Annotated in this window: 18 protein-coding genes and 1 pseudogene; 8 read left to right on the top strand and 11 right to left on the bottom strand. The window is 66.2% G+C overall.

Annotated elements, in window-relative coordinates; genetic code table 11:
- Positions 1–54: 54 nt before the first annotated feature.
- Together AC1DSD_RS18145 and AC1DSD_RS18140 are read right to left on the bottom strand one after the other, a co-directional pair.
- Entirely contained in the window at positions 55–1,650 is a 1,596-nt protein-coding gene (locus tag AC1DSD_RS18145) for an isocitrate lyase (protein WP_478032065.1), read from the bottom strand.
- 138 nt (positions 1,651–1,788) lie between these two features.
- Complete coding sequence (locus tag AC1DSD_RS18140) at positions 1,789–2,316, bottom strand: lipocalin-like domain-containing protein (RefSeq protein WP_478032063.1); 528 nt, start codon at positions 2,314–2,316, stop codon at positions 1,789–1,791.
- Between the two features lie 89 nt (positions 2,317–2,405).
- On the opposite strand from AC1DSD_RS18140, the gene AC1DSD_RS18135 reads away from it, so the two are divergent.
- Positions 2,406–3,293, top strand: a complete 888-nt coding sequence (locus AC1DSD_RS18135; RefSeq protein WP_478032062.1) for a LysR substrate-binding domain-containing protein — start codon at positions 2,406–2,408, stop codon at positions 3,291–3,293.
- 3 nt (positions 3,294–3,296) lie between these two features.
- Here the strand turns inward: AC1DSD_RS18135 and AC1DSD_RS18130 are convergent, their stop codons facing one another.
- The 5 genes from AC1DSD_RS18130 to AC1DSD_RS18110 all read right to left on the bottom strand — a co-directional run bounded on the left by AC1DSD_RS18130 (position 3,297) and on the right by AC1DSD_RS18110 (position 8,092).
- Positions 3,297–3,752: an AAC(3)-I family aminoglycoside N-acetyltransferase gene (locus AC1DSD_RS18130; RefSeq protein ID WP_478032061.1), complete on the bottom strand. Its 456-nt coding sequence runs from the start codon at positions 3,750–3,752 to the stop codon at positions 3,297–3,299.
- Between the two features lies 1 nt (position 3,753).
- Positions 3,754–5,145 carry a helix-turn-helix domain-containing protein gene (locus tag AC1DSD_RS18125; protein WP_478032059.1) on the bottom strand — a complete coding sequence of 464 codons (1,392 nt, stop codon included), beginning with the start codon at positions 5,143–5,145 and terminating at the stop codon, positions 3,754–3,756.
- A gap of 320 nt (positions 5,146–5,465) precedes the next feature.
- Positions 5,466–6,083 carry a DUF4893 domain-containing protein gene (locus tag AC1DSD_RS18120; protein WP_478032057.1) on the bottom strand — a complete coding sequence of 206 codons (618 nt, stop codon included), beginning with the start codon at positions 6,081–6,083 and terminating at the stop codon, positions 5,466–5,468.
- Between the two features lie 76 nt (positions 6,084–6,159).
- On the bottom strand, positions 6,160–6,945 hold the full coding sequence (locus tag AC1DSD_RS18115) for a 3-hydroxybutyrate dehydrogenase (protein WP_478032055.1): 786 nt from the start codon (positions 6,943–6,945) through the stop codon (positions 6,160–6,162).
- Positions 6,946–6,958: 13 nt separating this feature from the next.
- Positions 6,959–8,092, bottom strand: coding sequence for a patatin-like phospholipase family protein (locus AC1DSD_RS18110; protein ID WP_478032054.1), 1,134 nt, complete (start codon positions 8,090–8,092; stop codon positions 6,959–6,961).
- A gap of 107 nt (positions 8,093–8,199) precedes the next feature.
- Here AC1DSD_RS18110 and ypfJ point away from each other — a divergent pair, with 107 nt between their 5' ends.
- A complete protein-coding gene (gene ypfJ / locus AC1DSD_RS18105) occupies positions 8,200–9,123 on the top strand; it encodes a KPN_02809 family neutral zinc metallopeptidase (RefSeq protein WP_478032053.1) in 924 nt (307 codons plus the stop codon).
- A gap of 79 nt (positions 9,124–9,202) precedes the next feature.
- Here the strand turns inward: ypfJ and AC1DSD_RS18100 are convergent, their stop codons facing one another.
- The 3 genes from AC1DSD_RS18100 to AC1DSD_RS18090 all read right to left on the bottom strand — a co-directional run bounded on the left by AC1DSD_RS18100 (position 9,203) and on the right by AC1DSD_RS18090 (position 14,553).
- Entirely contained in the window at positions 9,203–10,864 is a 1,662-nt protein-coding gene (locus AC1DSD_RS18100) for an ATP-binding cassette domain-containing protein (RefSeq protein ID WP_478032051.1), read from the bottom strand.
- A gap of 317 nt (positions 10,865–11,181) precedes the next feature.
- On the bottom strand, positions 11,182–11,781 hold the full coding sequence (locus AC1DSD_RS18095; protein ID WP_478032049.1) for an alpha/beta hydrolase: 600 nt from the start codon (positions 11,779–11,781) through the stop codon (positions 11,182–11,184).
- 150 nt (positions 11,782–11,931) lie between these two features.
- Positions 11,932–14,553 (bottom strand): DUF4118 domain-containing protein, encoded by a 2,622-nt coding sequence (locus AC1DSD_RS18090; protein ID WP_478032047.1) that lies wholly within the window; start codon positions 14,551–14,553, stop codon positions 11,932–11,934.
- Between the two features lie 257 nt (positions 14,554–14,810).
- On the opposite strand from AC1DSD_RS18090, the gene kdpF reads away from it, so the two are divergent.
- The 6 genes from kdpF to AC1DSD_RS18060 all read left to right on the top strand — a co-directional run bounded on the left by kdpF (position 14,811) and on the right by AC1DSD_RS18060 (position 21,535).
- Entirely contained in the window at positions 14,811–14,900 is a 90-nt protein-coding gene (kdpF, locus tag AC1DSD_RS18085) for a K(+)-transporting ATPase subunit F (protein ID WP_066809408.1), read from the top strand.
- Positions 14,901–14,910: 10 nt separating this feature from the next.
- Positions 14,911–16,644, top strand: coding sequence for a potassium-transporting ATPase subunit KdpA (gene kdpA / locus AC1DSD_RS18080; RefSeq protein WP_478032045.1), 1,734 nt, complete (start codon positions 14,911–14,913; stop codon positions 16,642–16,644).
- Between the two features lie 12 nt (positions 16,645–16,656).
- Positions 16,657–18,678, top strand: coding sequence for a potassium-transporting ATPase subunit KdpB (gene kdpB / locus AC1DSD_RS18075; protein WP_478032044.1), 2,022 nt, complete (start codon positions 16,657–16,659; stop codon positions 18,676–18,678).
- A 129-nt stretch (positions 18,679–18,807) separates the two neighbouring features.
- On the top strand, positions 18,808–19,404 hold the full coding sequence (gene kdpC, locus AC1DSD_RS18070; protein WP_478032043.1) for a potassium-transporting ATPase subunit KdpC: 597 nt from the start codon (positions 18,808–18,810) through the stop codon (positions 19,402–19,404).
- A 279-nt stretch (positions 19,405–19,683) separates the two neighbouring features.
- On the top strand, positions 19,684–20,376 hold the full coding sequence (locus AC1DSD_RS18065) for a response regulator (protein ID WP_478032041.1): 693 nt from the start codon (positions 19,684–19,686) through the stop codon (positions 20,374–20,376).
- Between the two features lie 109 nt (positions 20,377–20,485).
- The gene (locus AC1DSD_RS18060) at positions 20,486–21,535 is read left to right on the top strand and encodes a LacI family DNA-binding transcriptional regulator (protein ID WP_478032040.1); all 1,050 of its coding nucleotides are present in this window, start codon (positions 20,486–20,488) and stop codon (positions 21,533–21,535) included.
- Positions 21,536–21,612: 77 nt separating this feature from the next.
- Here AC1DSD_RS18060 and AC1DSD_RS18055 read toward each other — a convergent pair.
- A pseudogene (locus tag AC1DSD_RS18055) lies at positions 21,613–21,867 on the bottom strand (S8 family peptidase); the annotation flags it as partial.

Raw genomic sequence — 21,867 nt, 5'->3', positions numbered from 1 at the left:
CCCGCCGGCCGGGCGCGAGCGCTAGCGCGGGATAGCCTGCGCTATCCCGCTCGATCACGCCGCGAATTGGTTCATCGTATTGTGCGCGCCGCCCGCCTTGAGCGCCGCCTCTCCTGCGAAATACTCCTTGTGATCGTCGCCCAGGTCGCTGCCCGACATGTTCTGGTGCTTCACCGCGGCGATGCCCTGACGGATTTCCTGGCGCTGGACGTACTTGACGTAGCCCAGCATGCCGGCCTCGCCGAAATATTCCCTGGCCAGATTGTCGGTCGACAGAGCAGCGGTGTGATAGGTCGGCAAGGTGATCAGGTGGTGGAAAATCCCCGCTCGCTTCGCGGCATCCGCCTGGAAGGTGCGGATCCGCTCATCGGCCTCGGCTGCCAGATCGGTCGCGTCGTAATCCACGCTCATCAGCTTCGCGCGATCATAGGCCGAGACGTCGCGGCCCGCTTCGACCCAGGCGTCATAGACTTGCTGGCGGAAATTGAGCGTCCAGTTGAAGCTGGGTGAATTGTTGTAGACCAGCTTGGCGTTGGGCACGACTTCGCGGATGCGGTCGACCATCGAGGCGATCTGCTCGATATGCGGCTTCTCGGTTTCGATCCACAACAGGTCGGCACCGTTCTGCAGCGAAGCGATGCAGTCCATCACGCAGCGATCGGCACCGGTCCCATCGCGGAACTGATATAGGTTCGACTTCAGCCGCTTGGGACGGACCAGCTTCCCGTCGCGCTCGATCACGACGTCGCCAGCCTTGAGGTCGCCGATCGCAATCTCCTCGCAATCGAGGAACGAATTGTATTGGTCGCCGAGATCGCCCGGCGTGTGGCTGATCGCGATCTGCTTGGTCAGCCCCGCCCCCAATGAGTCGGTGCGCGTGACGATGATCCCGTCCTCGACACCGAGCTCCAGGAAGGCGTAGCGGCAGGCGCGGACCTTCGCGAGGAAGTCCTCATGCGGCACGGTGACCTTGCCGTCCTGATGCCCGCATTGCTTTTCGTCTGAGACCTGATTCTCGATCTGCAACGCGCAAGCACCGGCCTCGATCATCTTCTTGGCGAGCAGATAGGTCGCCTCGGCATTGCCGAAGCCGGCATCGATATCGGCGATGATCGGCACGACGTGCGTCTGGTGATTGTCGATCGCGTGGATCAGCCGCTGTTCGGCAACTTCGTCGCCCGCCTCACGCGCCTTGTCCAACTCACGGAACATCATCCCCAGCTCGCGCGCATCGGCCTGACGCAGGAAGGTGTAGAGCTCCTCGATCAGCGCGGGAACGCTGGTCTTTTCGTGCATCGACTGGTCGGGCAGCGGTCCGAAATCCGAACGCAATGCGGCTACCATCCAGCCCGACAGATAGAGATAGCGGCGCTCGGTCGAGCCGAAATGCTTCTTGATGCTGATCATCTTCTGCTGGCCGATGAATCCGTGCCAGCAGCCGAGCGACTGGGTATAGTTGGCCGGGTCGGCGTCGTACGCCGCCATGTCGCGGCGCATGATCGCCGCAGTGTAGCGGGCGATGTCGAGCCCGGTGCGGAACCGGTTCTGGATCTGCATCCGCGCTACTGCCTCGGCGCCGATTCCGTCCCAGGTGCCGTTGTGGCTCGTGATGAGCTGGCCGGTCGCAGCGATCGAATCTTGGTAGGTCACGGTACGTCCTCGCTTGTAGTGATGCGAGGTTATGTACAGCTATTTACATGATTCGCCGTCAGCGTCTCGAGGACGATAGTGGTCATGATGTGACTGCGAGCGCAGAATCGTCCGATAATATGTAATCTAATTTACAATCTAATCGACCTTCCGCCAGACCGAGATCGGGATGTCGCCATTGGGGCGCGCGGCAACGGTGTAGCGCAATACCTTGCCCTGCAACTCGTACTGCCTGACCTGCCTCGTCCCGTTCCAATTGGCGAAGCTCGCTTGCTCGATCGCGAAAGTCAGCGTGTGCGCCTTCACGTCCGCGCTCAACGTCCCGTAATGCACGCTCATCCCCAACGCAGTCTCGCGATATTCTTCCGGCGTGCCGGTGGCTCGGTCGCCCGAGGCGAAGCGGGGTCGTTCGCTCTTGTAGATCATCAGCGTGTAGCGCCCGGCAGCATCCACCATCATGCTGCCGCGCGGCGCCGCCCCATAGTCACGGCCGATACTGCCGTCGGGATGCCGGACGTCCGCGGCGACCAGCGACCAGGTACCGACCAGCGCGCGGGGCAGCGCCGGGCGCTCATCCGCGGCGGATGCCGTGGCGAGTGACCCGCCAATCAGGACGGCAGCGACAGCCACTTCGATCGTGCGCGGCGGCGGCAACAGCCTGAACATCTTTAGTCTCCTTCCTCATCGTCGCTACCCGAGCCCTCCAATCCACAAAAACGAATAGTTTTTATGCCTCACTTCAGTTATTCTGAAGTATGCAATTGCCCAATCTCGACATGGACGTGCTCCGGACGCTGGTGCTCGCCGAGCAATTGGGCGGTTTCGGCCGCGCTGCGGAACGCGTCGGGCGGTCGCAATCGGCGGTCAGCCAGCAAGTCCGCAAGATCGAGGATCAAGTCGGCGAGCCGCTGTTCGCGAAACAGGGCCGTGGCCTGGCGCCGACGCCGGCCGGTGAAATCCTGCTCGCTTATGCGCGTCGCATCCTCGACCTCAACGACGAGGCGCTGATCGCGGTCCGGGGCACGGCGGCGCAGGGACAGGTGCGCTTCGGCCTGCCGCCCGATCTCGCCGAAACCTGGCTTCCCGACGTGCTCGGGCGATTCAATCGCGCGCATCCGGGCGTGCGCCTGGAAACGATCGTCGATCGCAATCGTGCGCTGATCGACCGACTGGACCGCGGCGAGCTCGATGTCGCGCTCGCCATGAACCAGACCGAGCGCGCCGATGCCCGACCACTGGCCGCGCTGAAGGCAATCTGGATCGGGCCATCGCCCCGCCGTTTGCATTGGGATCCGGCGGGCAGCGAGCCGTTGCCGCTCATCCTGACCGAAGCGCCCTGCTTCTTCCGTCAGCGCGCACTTGCCTTGCTGGAAGCCGCCGGCATCCCGTGGCGCGTCGTGCTGACCAGCGCGAGCGCGCGCGGCCTGTGGGCCGCGGTCGAAGCCGGGCTCGGCGTGACCTTGCGCATTCCGGTCGGCGTCCCGGCCGATCTGCACGTCCTTGGCATCGAGCAGGGACTTCCCGATCCGACCGGCGAGCCGTTCGTCCTGTCGATCCATGATGGCGGCCGCATCCTCGAGCCCGCCGCTCGGCAACTCTACGATATTCTTGCCGCCGCGATGACCGACCGGCCCGGCGGCTAAGCTTCAGTCGAGATCGATATCGAAGTGCAACACGTCCTCGCGCCTGCCCAGTCCCGAGTAGAGGGCAATCGCGGGATCGTCGCCCAGGTCGGCCTGGACGAAGATGACATAAGCGCCGCGCGCTTTCACTTCGCGCCTCAATTCCCCAATCAACGCGGTCGCGATGCCGCACCGGCGCCAGGGTTCGGCCACCGCCAGATCGTAGAGATAGACTTCGCGTCGCGCCTGTTCGAACTTGTCGAGGACATAGGCCGCCATCCCGCCGACGACTTGGCCTTCGGCAATCGCGGCGAGGGCGACGAACGTCTCTCCGCCGAGCAGGCGCGCGAGCCAGGCGTCGTCGGGCCGCGCGTCGTCATAGGCGGCCGGATCCTCGAACGCCGCGCCGAACATGCCGAGCACCTGGCGCATCAGCGGCAAGTCGGCGGGCCCGAGCAATCTGATCTCAGCCGCGGCCATCTCAATCGCCGCCAAAGGTGAACGGACTGACCCCGCGCTCGCGCTCGTTGACCAGCAACGCACGACCCGCCGGCGCGGCGCTGCGTTGCGGGCAGGATGGGCGCGCGCAGGCGCGGCATCCCAGACCGATCGGGGTCGCCTCGCCTTTCAGGTCGATTCCCCGTGCCGCCGCCATGCCGCCCGCCACGTCCGCCGCGACGCCGAGTCCGACCGCGAATTCCGCCTGCACCGCGCCGTAACGGCGGCCCTGCGGCGTCACGGTGCGCGAGAGCGTCAGCCAGCGCGCGCCGTCCTCGAGTTCGACCAGCTGGACCGCAAGGTCGCCCGGCCGATCGAACGCCGAATGCACCCGCCAGAGCGGGCAACGCCGGTCGCTCTCGACCAACGGCGAACCGCTCGCGCCCGAAAAGCGCTTCGAGACCTGACCGGCGCGGTCGATCCGCACCATGAAGAAGGGCAGCCCGCGCGCGCCCACGCGCTGGAGCGTGGTCAGCCGGTGCGCGACCTGCTCGAAGCCCGCGCCGAAGCGCCGCTGCAGCAGTTCGAGATCGTAGCCGGTCGCCTCGCAGGCGCGCAGGAAACGGGCATAAGGCATCATCACGGCCGCGGCGAAATAGCTGGTGAGATAGCGGCGATAGAGTCGCTCGCCCGCCCGGTCGGCGAACGCTGCGCCCTGAACCAGCGCCTCGACCATCGATCGCGCCTCGATCTGGCCGAGTTGATAGGCCGCGGCGAAAGTACGGCTGGCGGCATCGAGCGTCTCGGACACTTGCAGCTGGCGGGCATGGAGATCGGTCCGCCGCAGCAGATCGGGCATCACGTCGACCGGCAGGATTCGGATGGTGAGCTGGTGCTTGACGCGCAGCCGTTCGGCGATCGCGCCGTAAAGGTCGCCGGCGCCCATGCGCAACTCGTCGGCCAGCGCCTCTGCCGCCGCGTCGAGATCGGCATAATGGCCGCGCCAGCGCTCGATCTCCTTGCGCAATTCGGCGATCACGTCGGTCGAGCCGCCCGCCTCTCCCGTCGCCGCGCCTTGTCCCAGCCGATCGAATACGCGCGCGAAGGCTTCGGCGCCGCCCGGCGCGCCTGCCAACCACTCCTCCACTTCGTTACGGTCGATCTCGAGGTCGGCGAACATCGGATCGGCCAGCCGCCGCCGGATCGCCGCCGCGCCGCCGCCAGGCTCGCCCGCCGCCAGCGCGCGCGGATCGAAATCGAATGTCTCGGCAAGCTTGACGAGCAACGCCGCCGATAGCGGGCGCTGATTCTTCTCGACGAGATTGAGATAGCTCGGCGAGATGACGAGCATCTCGGCCATCGCCGCCTGAGTCAGTCCAGCGCGCCGACGCAACCGTCGAACCGCATGTCCCGCCAGCAATTTGCGATCGGCCATGCCAGTCCCCGAATAGAATTGCCCGGCGGCAGCGATCCGGCGGCGGCGGCCAATTGTCAATACTTTACATACCGACCGACGATGTCGCCCGATCGGTCGACAGCCAGACCTCGGCACGGACCGATGCGATATCGCCCAACGCACGAAATTCGGCCAGTTGCCCGCTCAGAGACGAGCGTCTGCGCTTCAGTCTTGTAAGGTTTCCGACTTTCCTGGGGAGGAAAGGATGCCCGCCGGGTCGATCTCGGCGGGCATTTTCTTTGTCAAAATCCTGCAGCGGCGGGTGCGGAGGGCTGACCCGTGCCGCGGCACGCCGAGGATCAGTCGATCGGCACCAATTCGACCACGTCGAGCAAAGATTCGAAATGCGGATAGGGCAGCACCAGCCGCCAACGCCGCGGCCCGATCCGCTGGACGATCCCCGCCATGTCGCGATTGGCATCGCGGCCATAATCCATCGGATTCTCTTCGTCGCCGAGCGATAATGTGCCGAGAAATATCTGGCGATAGCGGTCGTCGTCGAACACCAGCCCCGCGGGGCGCTGCGACCCGCCGATCTTGTAGAAACTCAGCATCTCGCCTTCGGGATCGATGCGGCAGCGGAAGGCGGGATAGGCAGTGAAGTCGCGATTGCCCGGCCGCTGTCCGCCGAGCTTGAAGACGCGGCAGCGATAATCGCCGGCGGGTGGCTTGGCACCTACCAGAGCTCGATCAGGATCGAACAACACGCCTTGCGCGGCGATCGCCTTACCCTGGCCCGCCGCGCGTGCTTTGGCGAGCGCATCCAGCCACGCTTGACGCGTATTGCGCAACCGCACGCGGTCGTCCGCCGTCGCCACGCGCCGCCAGTCCGCCGGTATGTCGTCTTTCGCCATCGCCGGAGCGACCGCGACCACGAACAGGGCACCTATCAGCGCCCCGAAATGCGCCCTTTTCATGCCGAGACAACCAACCACCGAAGGGATGGTTGCGCAGGCGATACGTTAGAGTCGGTTTCAGCAAGCTGAAAAGACGTCAGGCCGCGGTCCAGCCGCCGTCGACGGTCATATTGGCACCGGTGATCGACTTGGCTTCGTCGCGGCACAGGAACAGCGCGAGCGCCGCGACTTGCTCGGGCGTGACGAATTCCTTGGTCGGCTGAGCGGCGAGCAGGACGTCGTTCATCACCTGCTCGCGCGTCAGACCGCGCGCCTTCATCGTATCGGGGATCTGGTTCTCGACCAACGGCGTCCAGACATAACCGGGCGAGATCGCATTGACGGTGATCCCGTCGGTCGCAACCTCGAGCGCCGCAGTCTTGGTCAGGCCGGCGATGCCGTGCTTGGCGGCGACATAGGCCGATTTGTTGGGGCTGGCGACCAAGCTGTGCGCCGAGGCGGTCGAGATGATCCGCCCCCATTTCGCCGCCTTCATGTACGGGATCGACGCGTGCATCATGTGGAACGCGCTGGTCAGATTGATGGCGATGATCGCGTCCCATTTGTCGGTCGGGAATTCGTCGATCGGCGCGACATGCTGGATGCCGGCATTGTTGACGATGATGTCAGGTCCGCCGAGCTCGTCATGGCAGCGCTTGACCATCGCCTCGATCGCCTCGGCCTTGGTCATGTCGGCGGCATCGTACAGCGCCTTCGTCCCGCTCGTCGCTTCCAGCGCGGCGCGTTCTTTCTCGATCGCGGCAGCGTCACCAAAGCCGTTGATCATCACGCTCGCGCCCTCGGCAGCGAACGCCTTGGCATAGGCCAGTCCGATGCCCGAGGTCGAACCGGTGACGATGGCGCTCTTACCCTTGAGGAACATGCGGGTCTTCTCCTTAGCGGGGGGTGAGGTCGAAGGCGGCGGTCTTGCCGTCGATGATGTTCTCGGCGACCAGTTCGGCATTGGCCATCGTCGCGGCGACGTCTTCGCTGCCCGCCTGCCAATGTTCGCGCATCGTCCGCGCCGAGAATTCGAAATCGCGCGCGCCGCCTTCCCAGGCATTGGCGCGATAGATCAGATGGACCAGATTGACCGGATATTCGGCCGATCGCTCGGCCAGCGCGCGAACGTCGGGGTCGTTGCCCATTTCGGGCGGCAGTTTGGCGAGCACGCGCCGCGCGATCTCGCGATCCTTGCGCAGCCGCATCAATTGCGTCGAGATTTCGCGCGAGCGGCTCGAGAAGCGGATTTCCTTTTCGCGCGCCATTACGTCCATGATCGTTCGCGGCCGCACCGCGATCGACGGGAACAGGTCGACCTGGAACACCAGCAGGGCTTCGGCCTGGTGATCGAGCACATGGCTGAGCGGGGTATTGGAGACGAGCCCGCCGTCCCACCACAGCCGACCCTCGATCTCGACCGGAGGAAGCCCCGGCGGCAGCGCGCCCGAGGCCATGATGTGGCGCGCGTCGATCCGATCGAGGCGATTGTCGAAATAACGGAAATTGCCGCTTTCGACATCGACCGCGCCGACCGACAGCCTGACCGGCCCGTCGTTGAGCAAATCCCAGTCGACCAGCTCGTTGAGCGTGTCGCGGAGCGGCGCGCTGTCGTAGAAGCTGAGCGCGGCGTCGGTCCCAGGCGCCGCCATCACCGGCGCCAGGCCGCGCGGCGAGAAAAAGCCTGGGACGCCGGCCAGCATCACAAAGCCCGCCGACCATTCGTGCAACGCCTCGCGCACCATGTCGTCGGGGAAGATCGGGAAGCTCGGCAGCGAACTCGTCACCTTGTCCCAGAATGCGGTCAGCCGTTCGACTCGCCGCTCGGGCGGGTTGCCCGCGACGATCGCGGCATTGACCGCGCCGATCGAAATGCCCGCGACCCAGTCGAGCTCGATGCCATTGGACTCCAGCCCTTCGATGACGCCGGCTTGATAGCTGCCGAGCGCACCACCGCCCTGAAGCACCAATGCCACCTGTTCGGGCAAGGGGAGCGCCTTGGCGCGGCGGCGGGCTTTAATATCGGCCATCGCGAGCCCGCATGGGCCAAGAGCCCGAGTCGATCAATCGGGCGATTGCAACCATGGCCGTTGGAGCGCATTTTGATACGCGACGAAAACGACAAAAGGGGCAGCCGATGCGGCTCGACGACTTCGATCCCAACATCAATGTCGAGGATCAGCGTGGCCAGGGCGGCAGCGGTTTCGGCGGATTCGGCGGCGGTGGAGGGGGCGGTGGACTGCTGTTCGCCTTCCTGCCCTTCATCTTCAACCGGTTCGGCTGCCTCGGCGTCGCGGTCGTCATCGGGCTGTTCTTCGTGTTCAGCGGCGGCCTGCAATTCGCCGACACCGGCAGCACCGGCGGCAGTCGCGCACCGACCGAAGCGAGCCGCACCGCCGGCGGCAGCGACGTCCGGTCGAGCTGCACCCTCGACGCGTCGTCCAAGGTCGCGTGCAATGCCTTCAGTTCGGCGGACAAGACTTGGGCGGCGATCTTCCAGCAACAGGGTCAGCGCTTCGTCGCCCCCAAGCTGGTATTCTATTCGGGCAACGGCCAGTCGGGCTGCGGCGCCGCGCAATCGGCGATGGGGCCATTCTATTGCCCCGGCGACCAGGGCATCTATCTCGACACCAGCTTCTTCCAGGAATTGTCGCAGCGCTTCGGCGCGCCCGGCGACTTCGCGCAGGATTACGTCATCGCGCACGAATTCGGCCATCATATCCAGAGTTTGTTGGGCATTTCCGATCGCGTAACGCGGCTGCAACGCAGCTCGAGCGAGGCCCAAGGCAACCGCTTATCGGTGATGCTCGAGCTCCAGGCCGATTGCTTCGCCGGCGTGTGGGCGGCGCAGAACCGCAATCGCATGGATCCCGACGATCTCCAGGAAGGCATGACCGCGGCCAAGGCGATCGGCGACGACACGCTGCAAAAGGAAACGCAGGGTCGCGTAGTCCCCGACAGCTTCACACACGGCACCTCGCAGCAGCGGATGACATGGCTGAAGCGCGGCCTCGACAGCGGAGACTACCATCAGTGCGATACCTTCGCGGGGGCGATCTAGACTTAGCCCTCGACCGTCACCCCGGCCTTGTGCCGGGGTCCACTGAGTAACGCCCGGCGTGACGTTGATGTGGAGGATGTCACCCCTCCACCCGCGCCACGCCGTCATCGACGCGGATCAGCGTGTCGCACAGCCGCAAGCTCGAATCGCGATGCGCGACGATCAGGATAGTCGGGCGCGGGTCGAGTGCGGCCAGACGCTTTAGCAAATCGCCCTCGCTGCCCTGGTCGATCGCGTTGGTCGCCTCGTCGAGCACCAGCAGGCGCGGCTTGCGCAGCAGCGCGCGGGCGATGGCGAAGCGCTGGCGTTCACCGCCCGACAGCAGCGCACCCCGTTCGCCGACGATGCTATCGATCCCCCTGGGCATCCGCGCCACGATTGCGGTCGCGCCGACCATCTCGATTGCTGCGTGCATCATCTCCTCGCTGATCGTCTCGTCGCCCCAATCGAGATTGCGGCGCACGCTGTCATGGAACAGGAAGCCGTCCTGCGGAACATAAGCAATCGCCCCGCCCCAGCCGCTGCCAAGCGCGCGGCCGCCGACGCTGATCGTGCCCTGTTGCGGTTCGAGCAGGCCGGTGATGATGTCGACCAAGGTGGTCTTGCCGCCCCCGCTCGCGCCGGTCAGCCCGGTGATCGATCCTTCGGCGATGGTCAGCGTCGCGTCGCCCACGCCACCGCCGCCGTGATGGCGATAGGTCACGAGCGACAGCTCGATCGGTCCGCGGGGTGGCACGTCGGCCTCGGCCTGCGCGAACGCGCCGAAATGCCGTTCCGCCTCGCGCACCGCTTCGAACGCGGGGACGCCATAAGCGACTTGCTGGATCGATTGCTGGATCGCCTGGGCCGGCCCCACCATCCGCCCGAACACCAGGACGACGATGATCAGCCGCGCCGGCGGCACGCCCAGAAGGTTGACGCCCGCGAGCACCACGCCCGCCAACGCCACCGCCGATCCCAAGGTAAACCACAAGCGCGCCCGCGCCTGGTCGCGCTGGAACCACAATTGCCGACGCCGCGCGACCGATTGCGATGCGGCAAATTCGTCGACGAAACGATCGCGCATCTGCTGCGCGGCGGCGATCTTGAGCCCGCCCAGAAAGCTGCTGGCGTTGCTCATCATGTTCTGGCCCGCGCGCATCGCCAGTTCGCCGCTACTGTGGTTGCGCGCCTGGTTGAGCGCGATCAGCACCGCCCCGATCACCATCGCCACGCCCGCGATCAGCGCCAGTACGGGCGCGAGCGCGGCGACGACGGCAAGCTGCACCAGCGTGGAGATCAAGGCGACAGTCATCTGGATCAGCTGCTGTGCCGTGACGCCAATCCGCATCACGTCGATTCCGATCAACGTCGTCGTCCGCGAATGGTCGAGTGCGGCGATTTCCCGCCACGGCGCGACCGCCAGCGCGCGCAGGACGCGCAGGCGCTGGGCATCGACGAAGCGCGCCTGGAGCGCCTGCATCGAAAGATCGCGCGCATAGAGCACCAACCCGCGCACGACCATCATCGCCATGAAGGCGATCATCATCCACGCGATCAGGTGTGGGGTGCCGGCAATGCCCCATTTCGCGGCATAGCGATGCACCCAGCCGGGGCCACCGCCCGTCACCACAGTCAGGATAGGCACGAGCAGCAACAGGCCTGCACCTTCGACCGCGGCGCCGCTAAGCGCGAGGCCCAAGGCGGTCGCCGTCCGTCGCGGGCTCATCGCGGCCAGGGCACGCGTGATCGCCAGCATCATTCGCAGCGTTCTTGTGGCGTCGCCCCCGGTCACCGCGCCTTGTTAGGGGCGAAGCGCGCCGCTGTCACCGCTGCGTGATGGGTATCGCAAGACATGTTTTGAGCTTGGCAATCCAGTGCGGGGCGACGTTCAAATTTTCCCTCCCTGCTTGCAGGGAGGGGATCAAGGGGTGGTTTAGCGTCGGGCGAGGCTCGATGCCTCGTCCGACGCTGTTTTGCCGGTAGGTCGATGAGTCTTTTTGGGCGCGCAGACGCGCGCACCCACCCCCAACCCCTCCCTTGCAGGGAGGGGAGTCTGAAAGCCGGACTATCGTTACCCTAATCGACCAGCGAGAGCAGTCGTTCCTGTTCGATGGGCGCCGGCGCCGGACTCGTAAAAGCATCGCCGCCAAGCGTCGCGAGCAAGTCGACCAGCCTTTGCTCGGCATGGGTGCCGGTCGCGCTGCGATTGCTCGGGTGACCGGGCATGAGACTGCTGGCGTCGACGAAGCGGCTTCCCCAGCTGTCGGCCAGCGCCAGCACCTGTTCGACCGCGGGCGACGGATCGCAGGCGACGATCGACGGGAACGGCAGCTTGGTAGCAGGACTCAGGCGGACATTGCGCGCGATCGCCGACTGGCCGAAGCCATAGCTTAGCGGCGACAATAGCACCGCGCCGCGGATGTTGCGCAGGTAGGAGCGCGGCGAGAGCTGCGCCCACCACGCCACCGCCAGGCACGCCACGCCCTGCGCCAGGATGACGGCGGGCTCGGCGCGATTGGCCATCACTGCGTCGAGCTGCAATGCCCAACGTCCGCTGTGGAAGCGGGAAAGGTCGAGTTCGGCGCGCTGCAATCGCGCCGCGATCTGGGTATCGCCCTTGACCGAGACGATGATCGGAACAGGCTTGTCGAACGACGTATCGAAGTCGCGATCCATGACAGCTCTCCCAAGCGGGCGCGTCGCCTCTGTTCTTGTTAGCGCCTCCGACTCGGGGGCGCCTGACCCAAAGCTATTCCGATCGGTTTGATGTACAATCGGCCTTGCGACGAAATGAGGTGCGGCAGAGCCGGGCCGGAAAAAAACCGGTTACACGGCGAAGGCGAGCGAGAATTCGGCGCCGCCATCGGGATGATTGCGCGCGGCGATGCCGACCTGCATCGCTTCGGCAAAGCCCTTGGCGATGGCGAGGCCCAGACCGCTGCCGCCGCTGCGGTCGCTGCCGCGCCCCTGCGCGAAGGTATCGAAAACGCGTTTTTCCGAGCCCGCCTCTAGGCCGGGACCGTGATCGCGTACCGCCAGCAAGACGGCATCGGGCATCCGCTTGCCGATGATCGCGACGCGTCCGTCGCCGCCATGGATCGCCGCATTGGCGAGCAGGTTGATCAGCACATGGTGAAGCAGGGTCGGGTCGGCACGGACCAGCGGCAAGTCCACCGGCACCTGCAAATCGATATGCACGCCGCGCAGCAAGTCTTTGAGATCGTGGACCGCACTCGCCACCGCGTCGGTCAGGTCGATCGCCTCTGGGGAGATCACCAGCGCCCCCGTATCGAGCCGCACCATGTCGAGCAGATTGTCGAGGAAGCGCCGCAGCCGCGCGATATCGGCGCGCGCCAGCGGCACCGCAGCAGCGTCGGGATATTGCCGCGCCAGCGCATCGACCGACGCGGCGACCGAGGTCAGCGGGGTGCGCAGATCGTGTCCGATCGACGACAGCAATGCCGCGCGCAACCGGTCACGCTCGCGCAGCACCGAGACGTCGCGCAATTGATCCTCGAGCTTCAGCCGCTCCTGCGCCAACGCAGCCTGGCCGAGCAACGTGGTCAGCAGCACCGCGCGATCCGCACCGACCGGGTTGCCCCCATCCTCGGCGAGCAGGCCCACGACACCGAGCACGCCGAGTGATGTCTTGAGCGGCTGGAACTGCCAATCGGCGGAGACCAAGGTTGCGGTGCCGACTCCGGTCGCCTCGCCCCTGCTCCATGCCCAGTCGGCGGCGGCGCGATCGACCGTGCCGAGTTCCGGGGTCGGGCCGGGTGCCGAAGCGATGCACTCGAGCTCGCCGTCGCGCTGGTCGAGCAGGATCACGGTCACGCCGAGCAACCGCGCCGCTTCGCTGCAGATCGTCTCGCTTGTCGTCCGCCAATCCGACGCGCGGGCCAGCGCCTGGCCGAAACCCGCCACCGCGGCGTTCTCGTGCGCGCTGCGTGCACCGATCGTCGCGCGCACTCGGAGCCGGCCGGTCAGATTGGCGGTGAAGGTGGCGATGCCGATCAGGACGAACATCGTCAGCACGCTCTGCGGATCGGCGATGGTGAAGGTGTAGAGCGGCGGCAGGAAGAAGAAATTATAGGCCAGTCCCGCCAAGATGCCGGTGCCCACGCCAGGCCACAGTCCGAGGCGCGCCGACGCCACGATCACCGGCAACAGATAGATGAGGTCGATCCCGCCGGGTCCGATCCACGGCTCGGCCGCCCGGGCCAGGATCGTCGTCATGGCCACCAACAACAGCGGCACGAACGCGTCGATCGCGAGGCTCCAGTCGCCGCGTGGAACGCTGGTCCTGATCCGCTGCGGCGCATCGCCGGCCGGAATGACATGGACTGCCAGGCCCTCGCCTGTCGCCAGCATCGCTTCGACCACCGAGCGATGGCGCAAGGCGAACCACCAGCTGCGGCTCGATTTGCCGATCACCAATTGCGTGATCCGTGCCTCGGCGATCTGGTCGCGCAGGCCGGCGGTGACGCTTTCGGCCGGTACGGTGGCGATCGTCGCGCCCAGGCTGGAGGCGAGCCCCAACATGTCCGCGATCTGGCGCCGCTGCTCCTCGCCGAACCCGGCGGCGCGCGGCGTTTCGATGAACACCGCTTGCCATGGCGCCTTCAACGCATCGGCCAAACGCTTGGCGGCGCGAACCAATGTGTCCGCGCCCGGCAGCTCGCTGACCGCCACCAGCACGCGCTCGCCGCCGGCATAGGTTCCCGTCACGGCATGGGTATCGAGATGCTCGGTCAGTGCCTGATCGACGCTCTGCGCCGCGCGGCGCAGCGCCATTTCGCGCAACGCCGACAGATTGGCCTTGGAGAAGAAGCGGTCGAGCGCGCGGGTCGCCTCGGCCGGAATGTAAACCTTGCCTGCTTTCAACCGCTCGATCAGCTCGTCGGGCGGCAGATCGACCACCTCGACCTCGGCGCCGTCGAACACGCTGTCGGGGACGGTTTCGCGCACCCGCACGCGGGTGAAGCTCGCAACGACGTCGTTGAGGCTATCGACGTGCTGGACGTTGAGCGTGGTATAGACGTCCATCCCCGCATCGAGCAGCTCCATCACGTCCTGCCAGCGCTTGGGGTGACGGCTGCCCGGTGCATTGGTGTGGGCGAATTCGTCGACGAGGACGAGCTGCGGCCGGCGCTCCAGCACGGCGTCCAGGTCCATTTCCTCGAGTTGGTGCCCTTGATAGTCGATCGGCCGGCGCGCGATAATCTCGAGCGGTTCGACCAGCGCCTGGGTCTCGGCGCGGCCGTGCGTCTCGACCACCGCGACCACCACGTCGATTCCGGCGCGCTGGCGCTCGGCGCCTTCGCGCAGCATCTCGAACGTTTTGCCGACCCCGGGCGCGGCGCCGAGGAAGATCTTCAGCCGCCCGCGCTCTTCGGCTTTCGCGGCGCGGAGCAGCGCGTCGGGGGAAGGGCGATTATCGTCGGGCAAGTGCGCAAAACTCCAGTGTCGAAAGCAGAGCACGGGATCGGCATGAACCGCGGATAAGGCAAGTCACGACGGCTCGATTCTAATGGCTTCTTAATGCCGCGGCCACGCTTTCGCCCGCGCACCTTAATGCCCTACCCTCCTATCTCGCCGGCCGACCAATAGGAGGCCGATCATGCCCGACATCATCTGGCTCGCCATACTCGGCGGGCTGTTCCTGGCGACGCTCGCCTTCGTGCGCCTGTGCGACAACGCCTGAAATGAACCTGCACCTCGCGCTCGCTGGGCTGACCGCATTCGGCCTGCTGATCTACCTCGTCGCCGTTCTCGTGCGGCCCGAACGCTTCTGAGGATATTTCCATGACGCTTCAGGGATGGGCGCTGATCGCGCTCTTCGTCGCCGTGCTGGCGGCATTGGCCAAGCCGATCGGGCTGTGGCTGTTCGCGCTTTACGAGGGGCGGCGCACGCCGCTTCACGTCGTGCTCGGCCCGGTCGAGCGCGGATTCTACCGACTGTCGGGGATCAATCCCGACACCGACCAGAGCTGGCGTCGCTACGCCGTTCATATGCTGGTCTTCCAGCTGATCACGGTGTTGCTGACCTATCTGATCCTGCGCGCGCAGGGCTTCCTGCCGTTCAACCAGGGCAAGCTGCCCGGGGTCGGCGCGGATGGCTCGATGAACACCGCCATCGCCTTCGTCACCAACACCAATTGGCAATGGTATGTCGGTGAATCGACCATGTCGAACCTCAGCCAGATGATGGCGCTGACGATCCACAATTTCCTCAGCGCGGCGACCGGCATCGCCATCGCCTTCGCGCTGTTCCGCGGGTTCGCCCGGCGCCCCTCCCCCAACCCGGCGCCGGGCGGCACCGCGTCGCCCGGTATCGGCAATTTCTGGGCCGATATCACCCGGATCACGCTCTATCTGCTGCTGCCGATCTGCGTCGTCTATGCGCTCTATTTCGTGCTGAGCGGCGTGCCGCAGACCTTCGCCATGTCGGTCGACGCGACCACGCTGGAAGGCGTCAAGCAGACGATCACGATGGGTCCGGTCGCCAGCCAGGAAGCAATCAAGATGCTCGGCACCAATGGTGGCGGCTTCTTCAACGCCAATTCGGCGCATCCGTTCGAGAATCCCTCGGCGCTGACCAATTTGGTGCAGATGCTGTCGATCTTCGCGATCGGCGTCGGCCTCACGTACACGTTCGGCAAGGCGGTCGGCGACACGCGCCAGGGCTGGGCGATCCTCGGCGCGATGACCATCCTGTTCCTCGCCGGCACAATCGTCGTCTATTGGCAGGAAGCCGCGGGTAACCCGGTCCTCCATCATCTCGGCCTCGCGGGCGCGAACATGGAAGGCAAGGAAGTCCGCTTCGGTACCCCCGCCAGCGCCTTGTTCACCGCGGTCACCACTGCCGCCTCGTGCGGCGCGGTGAACGCGATGCATGACAGCCTGACCGCGTTGGGCGGCCTGATCCCGCTGTTCAACATGCAGTTGGGCGAGATCGTCGTCGGCGGGGTCGGCTCGGGGATGTACGGCTTCCTGCTGTTCGCGATCCTGGCGGTGTTCGTCGCCGGGCTGATGGTCGGCCGCACGCCCGAATATGTCGGCAAGAAGATCGAAGCGCGCGAGGTCAAGCTCGCGGTGCTGGCGATTGCCGTGCTGCCGTTGTCGATCCTGGGGTTCACCGCATTGTCGGCGGTGATGCCCGACGGCCTCGCGGGCCCGCTCAACAAGGGACCGCACGGCTTCACCGAGATCCTCTACGCGTTCAGTTCGGCGACCGGGAACAATGGCTCCGCCTTCGCCGGCCTGACGGCGGGCACGCCCTGGTATAACGGCCTGCTCGGGGTCGCGATGTGGGTCGGACGGTTCTTCGTGATCGTCCCCGTGCTCGCCATTGCCGGCAGCCTGGCGGCCAAGAAATACACGCCGGCCGGCGCGGGATCGTTCCCGACCACCGGCGGCCTGTGGGTCGGGCTGCTCGTCGGGATCATCCTGATCCTGGGCGGTCTCACCTTCCTGCCGAGCCTCGCGCTCGGACCGATCGCCGATCATCTCGCGATGATCCACGGCCAGCTCTTCTGAGAGTAACCCAAGATGACAACCGCTACCTCGATGTTCTCAGCGAATCTGGTCGTCCCGGCGATCGGCGACTCCTTCAAGAAGCTCGATCCGCGCCAGCTGATCAAGAACCCGGTGCTGTTCACCACCGCGGTGATCGCGCTGCTGCTGACCGTCCTGCTCGCGCTTGGCGGTGAGCAGCTGCCCGTCGGCTTCCAGCTTCAGCTGATCGTCTGGCTGTGGCTGACGGTGCTGTTCGGCACCTTCGCCGAAGCGCTGGCCGAAGGTCGGGGTCGCGCCCAGGCCGCATCCTTGCGCGCCACCAAGTCGGAGCTCCAGGCCAAGCGCCTGACCGGCGTTGGCGACACCTGGGGCATGGTCGAGGCCTGGCGCCTCCAGAAGGGCGAGATGGTTCTGGTCGAGACCGGCGATCTGATCCCGGCCGACGGCGAAGTGGTCGAGGGCGTCGCCAGCGTCAACGAAGCCGCGATCACTGGCGAATCCGCTCCCGTCATCCGCGAGGCGGGCGGTGATCGCTCGGCGGTGACCGCGGGTACCCGCGTCATCTCCGACCGGATCAAGGTCCGGGTGACGCAGGAGCCCGGCCAGGGCTTCCTCGACCGCATGATCGCTTTGGTCGAAGGCGCAGAGCGGCAGAAGACGCCGAACGAGATCGCGCTCACCATCCTGCTCGTCGGCCTGACGATCATCTTCCTGATCGCGGTCGGCACGATCCCCGGTTTCGCCAGCTATGCCGGTGGCAGCGTGCCCGTCGCGATCCTCGCGGCGCTGCTGATCACGCTGATCCCGACCACCATCGCCGCCTTGCTGTCGGCGATCGGTATCGCGGGGATGGACCGCCTGATCCGCTTCAACGTGCTCGCCAAATCGGGCCGCGCGGTCGAAGCGGCGGGCGACGTCGATACCCTGCTGCTCGACAAGACCGGCACGATCACGATCGGCGACCGCCAGGCGAGCGAATTCCGCCCGCTGACCGGCGTCGATGTAAAGACGCTGGCCGAGGCGGCGATGGTCGCCAGCCTGGCCGACGAGACGCCCGAAGGCCGCTCGATCGTCACGCTCGCTCGCGAGAAGTTCGCGCTCGCCACCACCTTGCCGGCAGACGCCGAGATCATCCCCTTCACCGCGCAGACGCGCAGCTCCGGCGTCAAGGTCGGCGACGACAAGGTGTTGAAGGGCGCGGTCGATTCGATCCTCAGGATGCTCGGCGCCGACACTGCGGGTGCGGTCGAGATCAAGCGTACCACCGACGAGATTGCGCGCGGTGGCATGACCCCGCTCGCCGTGGTCCGCAACGGCCGGCTGCTGGGTGCGGTGGCGCTCAAGGACGTGGTCAAGGCGGGCGTCCGCGACCGTTTCGCCGAGCTGCGCCGCATGGGGATCCGCACGGTGATGATCACCGGCGACAACCCGCTGACCGCCGCCGCGATCGCCGCCGAAGCTGGCGTCGACGACTTCCTCGCCGAGGCGACACCCGAGGACAAATTGGCGCTGATCCGCACCGAACAGACCGGCGGCAAGCTGGTCGCAATGTGCGGCGATGGCACCAACGACGCCCCTGCTCTGGCGCAGGCCGATGTCGGGGTGGCGATGAACACCGGCACGCAGGCGGCACGAGAAGCCGGCAACATGGTCGACCTCGACAGCGACCCGACCAAGCTGATCGAGATCGTCGGGCTGGGAAAACAGCTGCTGATGACTCGGGGCGCACTGACCACTTTCTCGGTCGCCAACGATGTCGCCAAATATTTCGCGATCATTCCGGCGATGTTCGTCGTGCTCTATCCGGGGCTCGGCGTGCTCAACGTGATGGGGCTCGGCAGCCCGCGCTCGGCGATCCTGTCGGCGATCATCTTCAACGCGCTGATCATCCCGTGTTTAGTCCCGCTGGCGCTGAAGGGCGTCAAATATCGAGCGATCGGCGCCGGGCCGCTGCTCGCGCGCAACCTTGCCGTCTACGGCCTCGGCGGCCTGCTCGCGCCGTTCGTCGGGATCAAGCTGATCGACCTGGCGGTGGGCGGGCTGGGGCTAGCCTAGCCGCAACAAAGCCCCTCCCCTTCAGGGGAGGGGTTGGGGGTGGGGGATGCCTCGCAGAGCACATTGCCCGCGGCACTGCCCCACCCCAACCCCTCCCCTGAAGGGGAGGGGCTAGAAAGGAAGAAAGACATGCTCAAGGATTTCACCACCGCCCTCCGCCCAGCCCTCGTGCTGACCTTGCTGTTCGCCGCCCTGCTCGGCCTCGCCTATCCCGCCGCGATCACCGGAGTCGGTCAGCTGATCGCCCCCGGCGCCGCAAACGGCAGCCTGATCCGCGATGCCAAGGGCACTATCATCGGCTCGTCGCTGATCGGCCAGGGCTTCACCTCGGACCGCTATTTCCACGGCCGCCCCTCGGCCGCGGGCAAGAATGGCTATGACGCCACCGCCTCGTCCGGCTCCAATCTCGGCCCGACCAGCCAGGCGCTCGTCGACCGCGTCAAAGCCGACATCGCGTCGGCCAAGGCATCCGCTCCCGCACCAGGTTCCAATGTACCCGCCGATCTGGTGACGGCCTCCGCCTCGGGGCTCGATCCCGATATCAGCCCCGAGGCGGCTTTGTTCCAGGTGTCGCGCGTCGCCAAGGCGCGCGGGATCGACCCCGCCAAGCTGCGCCAGGTCGTCGCCGACAACACTGCCTATCCCTTGCTCGGATTCCTCGGCGAGCCACGCGTCAACGTCCTTGCCCTCAATCTTGCCCTCGACCGGATCGCGCCGCGCCCGTAACGTTGCTAGGGTGCAGACCGATTACCAATGAGGATCGAGACAGCCATGTCCGGGATGCTGTGGGAGGAGGAGTGCGAAGAACGGGGGTTTTCCCCCGTTCGAGCGCTCCGACGCGCCACAGCGCCCGGACATGGCTGCCGCGAAGCGGTGGGACGAAAAAGGCCGCTGGAGCGGTCGGACGCTTGCCAGATAGACACCGCTATCTGGCTGCGCGTCCTCTCTCCCAGCAGCCTTTTTCGTCTCCATCTCGACCTCATTGGTAACCGGTCTGCACCCTAAATGGCCGCCCAGCCCCGGATCCTGATCGTCGAGGACGACGCGCATATCCGCCGCCTCCTGCGCGTCGCGATCGAGCGTTCAGGCTATGCGGTGACCGAAGCGGCGACCGCGCGTGAAGCGCTGACGGCCGCCGATATCGACAAGCCCGAGGTCGTGTTGCTCGACCTCGGGCTACCCGATCGCGACGGGCTCGAACTGATCCAGCTTTTCCGGGCTCGCATCGGCGCCACAGTCATCGTCGTCTCCGCACGCGGCGAAACGGCGGAAAAGGTCGCCGCGCTCGACCTCGGCGCGGACGACTATCTGACCAAGCCGTTCGATACCGAGGAATTGCTCGCGCGAGTCCGCACGGCGCTGCGCCACCGCGTTGCCGGCGAGACGGGGCAGACGACAGTGACCACCGGCGACGTCGAAATCGACCTCGAGCGCCGCCGTGTCCGCCGAGCGAGCGAGGAGGTCCATCTCTCCCCCAAGGAATATGACGTTCTCGCCGAACTCGCCAGGCGGCCCGACCGCGTGATCGGACATCGCCAGCTGCTGCGCACGGTCTGGGGCCCGGCGCATGAGGACCATGTCGATTATCTGCGCATCGTCGTGCGCAACCTGCGCCAGAAACTGGAAGCCGACCCCGCGCGACCGCGGCTGATCACCAATGAGCCCGGCGTGGGCTATCGGCTGACCGGCGTCCGCTAGCGGACGCGGCATACTGGCGCTCCCCCTCGCCACCATTGCTTGCGCTTCTGATCGCGCGAGGTCGAATTTTAGAGACAGGTCCGCCGGCAACGTCGATAATTGCATCCCGATGCAAACCGAATTCGACGAGGAGAGGACCAGCGAGCGGGCGCATCGCCCTACCTCGTTCGACGTCGCATCGCTTGCCCAGGTGTCGCAATCGACCGTGTCGCGCGCCTTGCGCGGTGACGCCTCGATCACGGCCGAGACGCGCGACCGCGTCGCCCGCGCGGCGGCAGAGCTCGGCTATCGCCCCGACAGCCGGGCGGTCAGGCTCCGCGGCGGTGCGGTCGGGACGGTGGCGGTGGTTCTGTTGACGTCATCGGAACTCGAGCGGCGCGCGCTCAATCCCTTCTATTTCGACATATTGGGCGCGGTCGAGGCGGCGGCGGCGCGGCGCGGCATGGGTATCCTGCTATCGTATCAGAGCACGTCGGACTCGCTGCGCAGCGACTTCGAACAACGGCGCGAAGCCGACGGCCTGATCGTGATTGGCACCGCCGCGAACCGCTCGGCCTGGGACTATTTCGCCCGCGCGCGGCAGGCCGGCAGCAACCTCGTCGCCTGGGGCGCGCCGGATGACTCTCTACCGATCGTCCGCGCCGACAATCATGCGGCGGGCGTGCTGGCGGTCGAGCATTTGATAGGTGCCGGCCGCCGGCGGATCGCGTTCGTTGGACCCGGCTGGGAGGCACATCAGGCGTTTCGCTTGCGGCGGCAGGGGTATCTCGATGTGCTGGCGAAACACGGCCTGACCCCGATCGAGGCGACGGCACCGCCGATCGACGACCGCCACGCGCAGGGAGAAGCGGCGGCCGCGCAATTGCTGGCAATAACCTCCCCGATCGACGCCGTGTTCGCGGCGTCGGATACGCTTGCCTCGGGCATCATGCGCGGCTTGCAGGAAGCGGGCATCCGCATTCCCGCGGACGTCGCGATTGTCGGCTTCGACGGTGGTTTCGGCGCGCGCCAATCCACGCCAGCGCTGACGACGATCGAACAGGACGTGGCAAGCGCGGGCGAGATGTTGGTCGAGGCGCTGTTCGGACCGACAGAACCGGCGGGCGGAACCGGAAAGGCGTTCGTTCCCGTGCAATTGGCGGTTCGGGGAAGCAGTTAGAGTCTGAGCCGGCGGGTGATACCGCGCCCGTCGCAAGATTTAAGCGGTGCGTCAGAAACTCCAGCCCGCGCTCGCCGTCAGCGCGGCTTCCCCGCGAGCCGGTGGTCGATCGCGCACGAGCAATCACAGGCCGGCGATGTCCCGACCAGGGTCGCGCAGGCGTCGATCGCGCCGCCCGCCATACGGTTCAGCGCGATCCGTGTCGCGCGACCGCTGGACTGGCGCACCAGCGCGATCAGCCCGCTGACATGCGCGACCGCATAGGAACTGCCATTGACGAGGTACCATTTACCCCCCGGTTGTGTCGTCGGCACGTCGCGGCCGGGCGCAAT

It is taken from the genome of Sphingomonas sp. P4_D12 (genome assembly GCF_056401895.1).
The sequence above is the reverse complement of the archived record's forward strand: the minus strand, read 5'-3'. Positions and strand labels throughout refer to the sequence as shown.

What these genes read in the sequence shown, in the direction of transcription:
- AC1DSD_RS18115 (WP_478032055.1), bottom strand. Translation starts at nt 6,945, where the DNA reads ATGTTCCTCAAGGGTAAGAGCGCCATCGTCACCGGTTCGACCTCGGGC.
- AC1DSD_RS18140 (WP_478032063.1), bottom strand. Translation starts at nt 2,316, where the DNA reads ATGTTCAGGCTGTTGCCGCCGCCGCGCACGATCGAAGTGGCTGTCGCT.
- kdpC (WP_478032043.1), top strand. Translation starts at nt 18,808, where the DNA reads ATGCTCAAGGATTTCACCACCGCCCTCCGCCCAGCCCTCGTGCTGACC.
- AC1DSD_RS18120 (WP_478032057.1), bottom strand. Translation starts at nt 6,083, where the DNA reads ATGAAAAGGGCGCATTTCGGGGCGCTGATAGGTGCCCTGTTCGTGGTC.
- AC1DSD_RS18125 (WP_478032059.1), bottom strand. Translation starts at nt 5,145, where the DNA reads ATGGCCGATCGCAAATTGCTGGCGGGACATGCGGTTCGACGGTTGCGT.
- AC1DSD_RS18065 (WP_478032041.1), top strand. Translation starts at nt 19,684, where the DNA reads ATGGCCGCCCAGCCCCGGATCCTGATCGTCGAGGACGACGCGCATATC.
- kdpA (WP_478032045.1), top strand. Translation starts at nt 14,911, where the DNA reads ATGACGCTTCAGGGATGGGCGCTGATCGCGCTCTTCGTCGCCGTGCTG.
- ypfJ (WP_478032053.1), top strand. Translation starts at nt 8,200, where the DNA reads ATGCGGCTCGACGACTTCGATCCCAACATCAATGTCGAGGATCAGCGT.
- AC1DSD_RS18110 (WP_478032054.1), bottom strand. Translation starts at nt 8,092, where the DNA reads ATGGCCGATATTAAAGCCCGCCGCCGCGCCAAGGCGCTCCCCTTGCCC.
- AC1DSD_RS18060 (WP_478032040.1), top strand. Translation starts at nt 20,486, where the DNA reads ATGCAAACCGAATTCGACGAGGAGAGGACCAGCGAGCGGGCGCATCGC.
- kdpF (WP_066809408.1), top strand. Translation starts at nt 14,811, where the DNA reads ATGAACCTGCACCTCGCGCTCGCTGGGCTGACCGCATTCGGCCTGCTG.
- AC1DSD_RS18095 (WP_478032049.1), bottom strand. Translation starts at nt 11,781, where the DNA reads ATGGATCGCGACTTCGATACGTCGTTCGACAAGCCTGTTCCGATCATC.
- AC1DSD_RS18100 (WP_478032051.1), bottom strand. Translation starts at nt 10,864, where the DNA reads ATGATGCTGGCGATCACGCGTGCCCTGGCCGCGATGAGCCCGCGACGG.
- AC1DSD_RS18135 (WP_478032062.1), top strand. Translation starts at nt 2,406, where the DNA reads ATGCAATTGCCCAATCTCGACATGGACGTGCTCCGGACGCTGGTGCTC.
- kdpB (WP_478032044.1), top strand. Translation starts at nt 16,657, where the DNA reads ATGACAACCGCTACCTCGATGTTCTCAGCGAATCTGGTCGTCCCGGCG.
- AC1DSD_RS18130 (WP_478032061.1), bottom strand. Translation starts at nt 3,752, where the DNA reads ATGGCCGCGGCTGAGATCAGATTGCTCGGGCCCGCCGACTTGCCGCTG.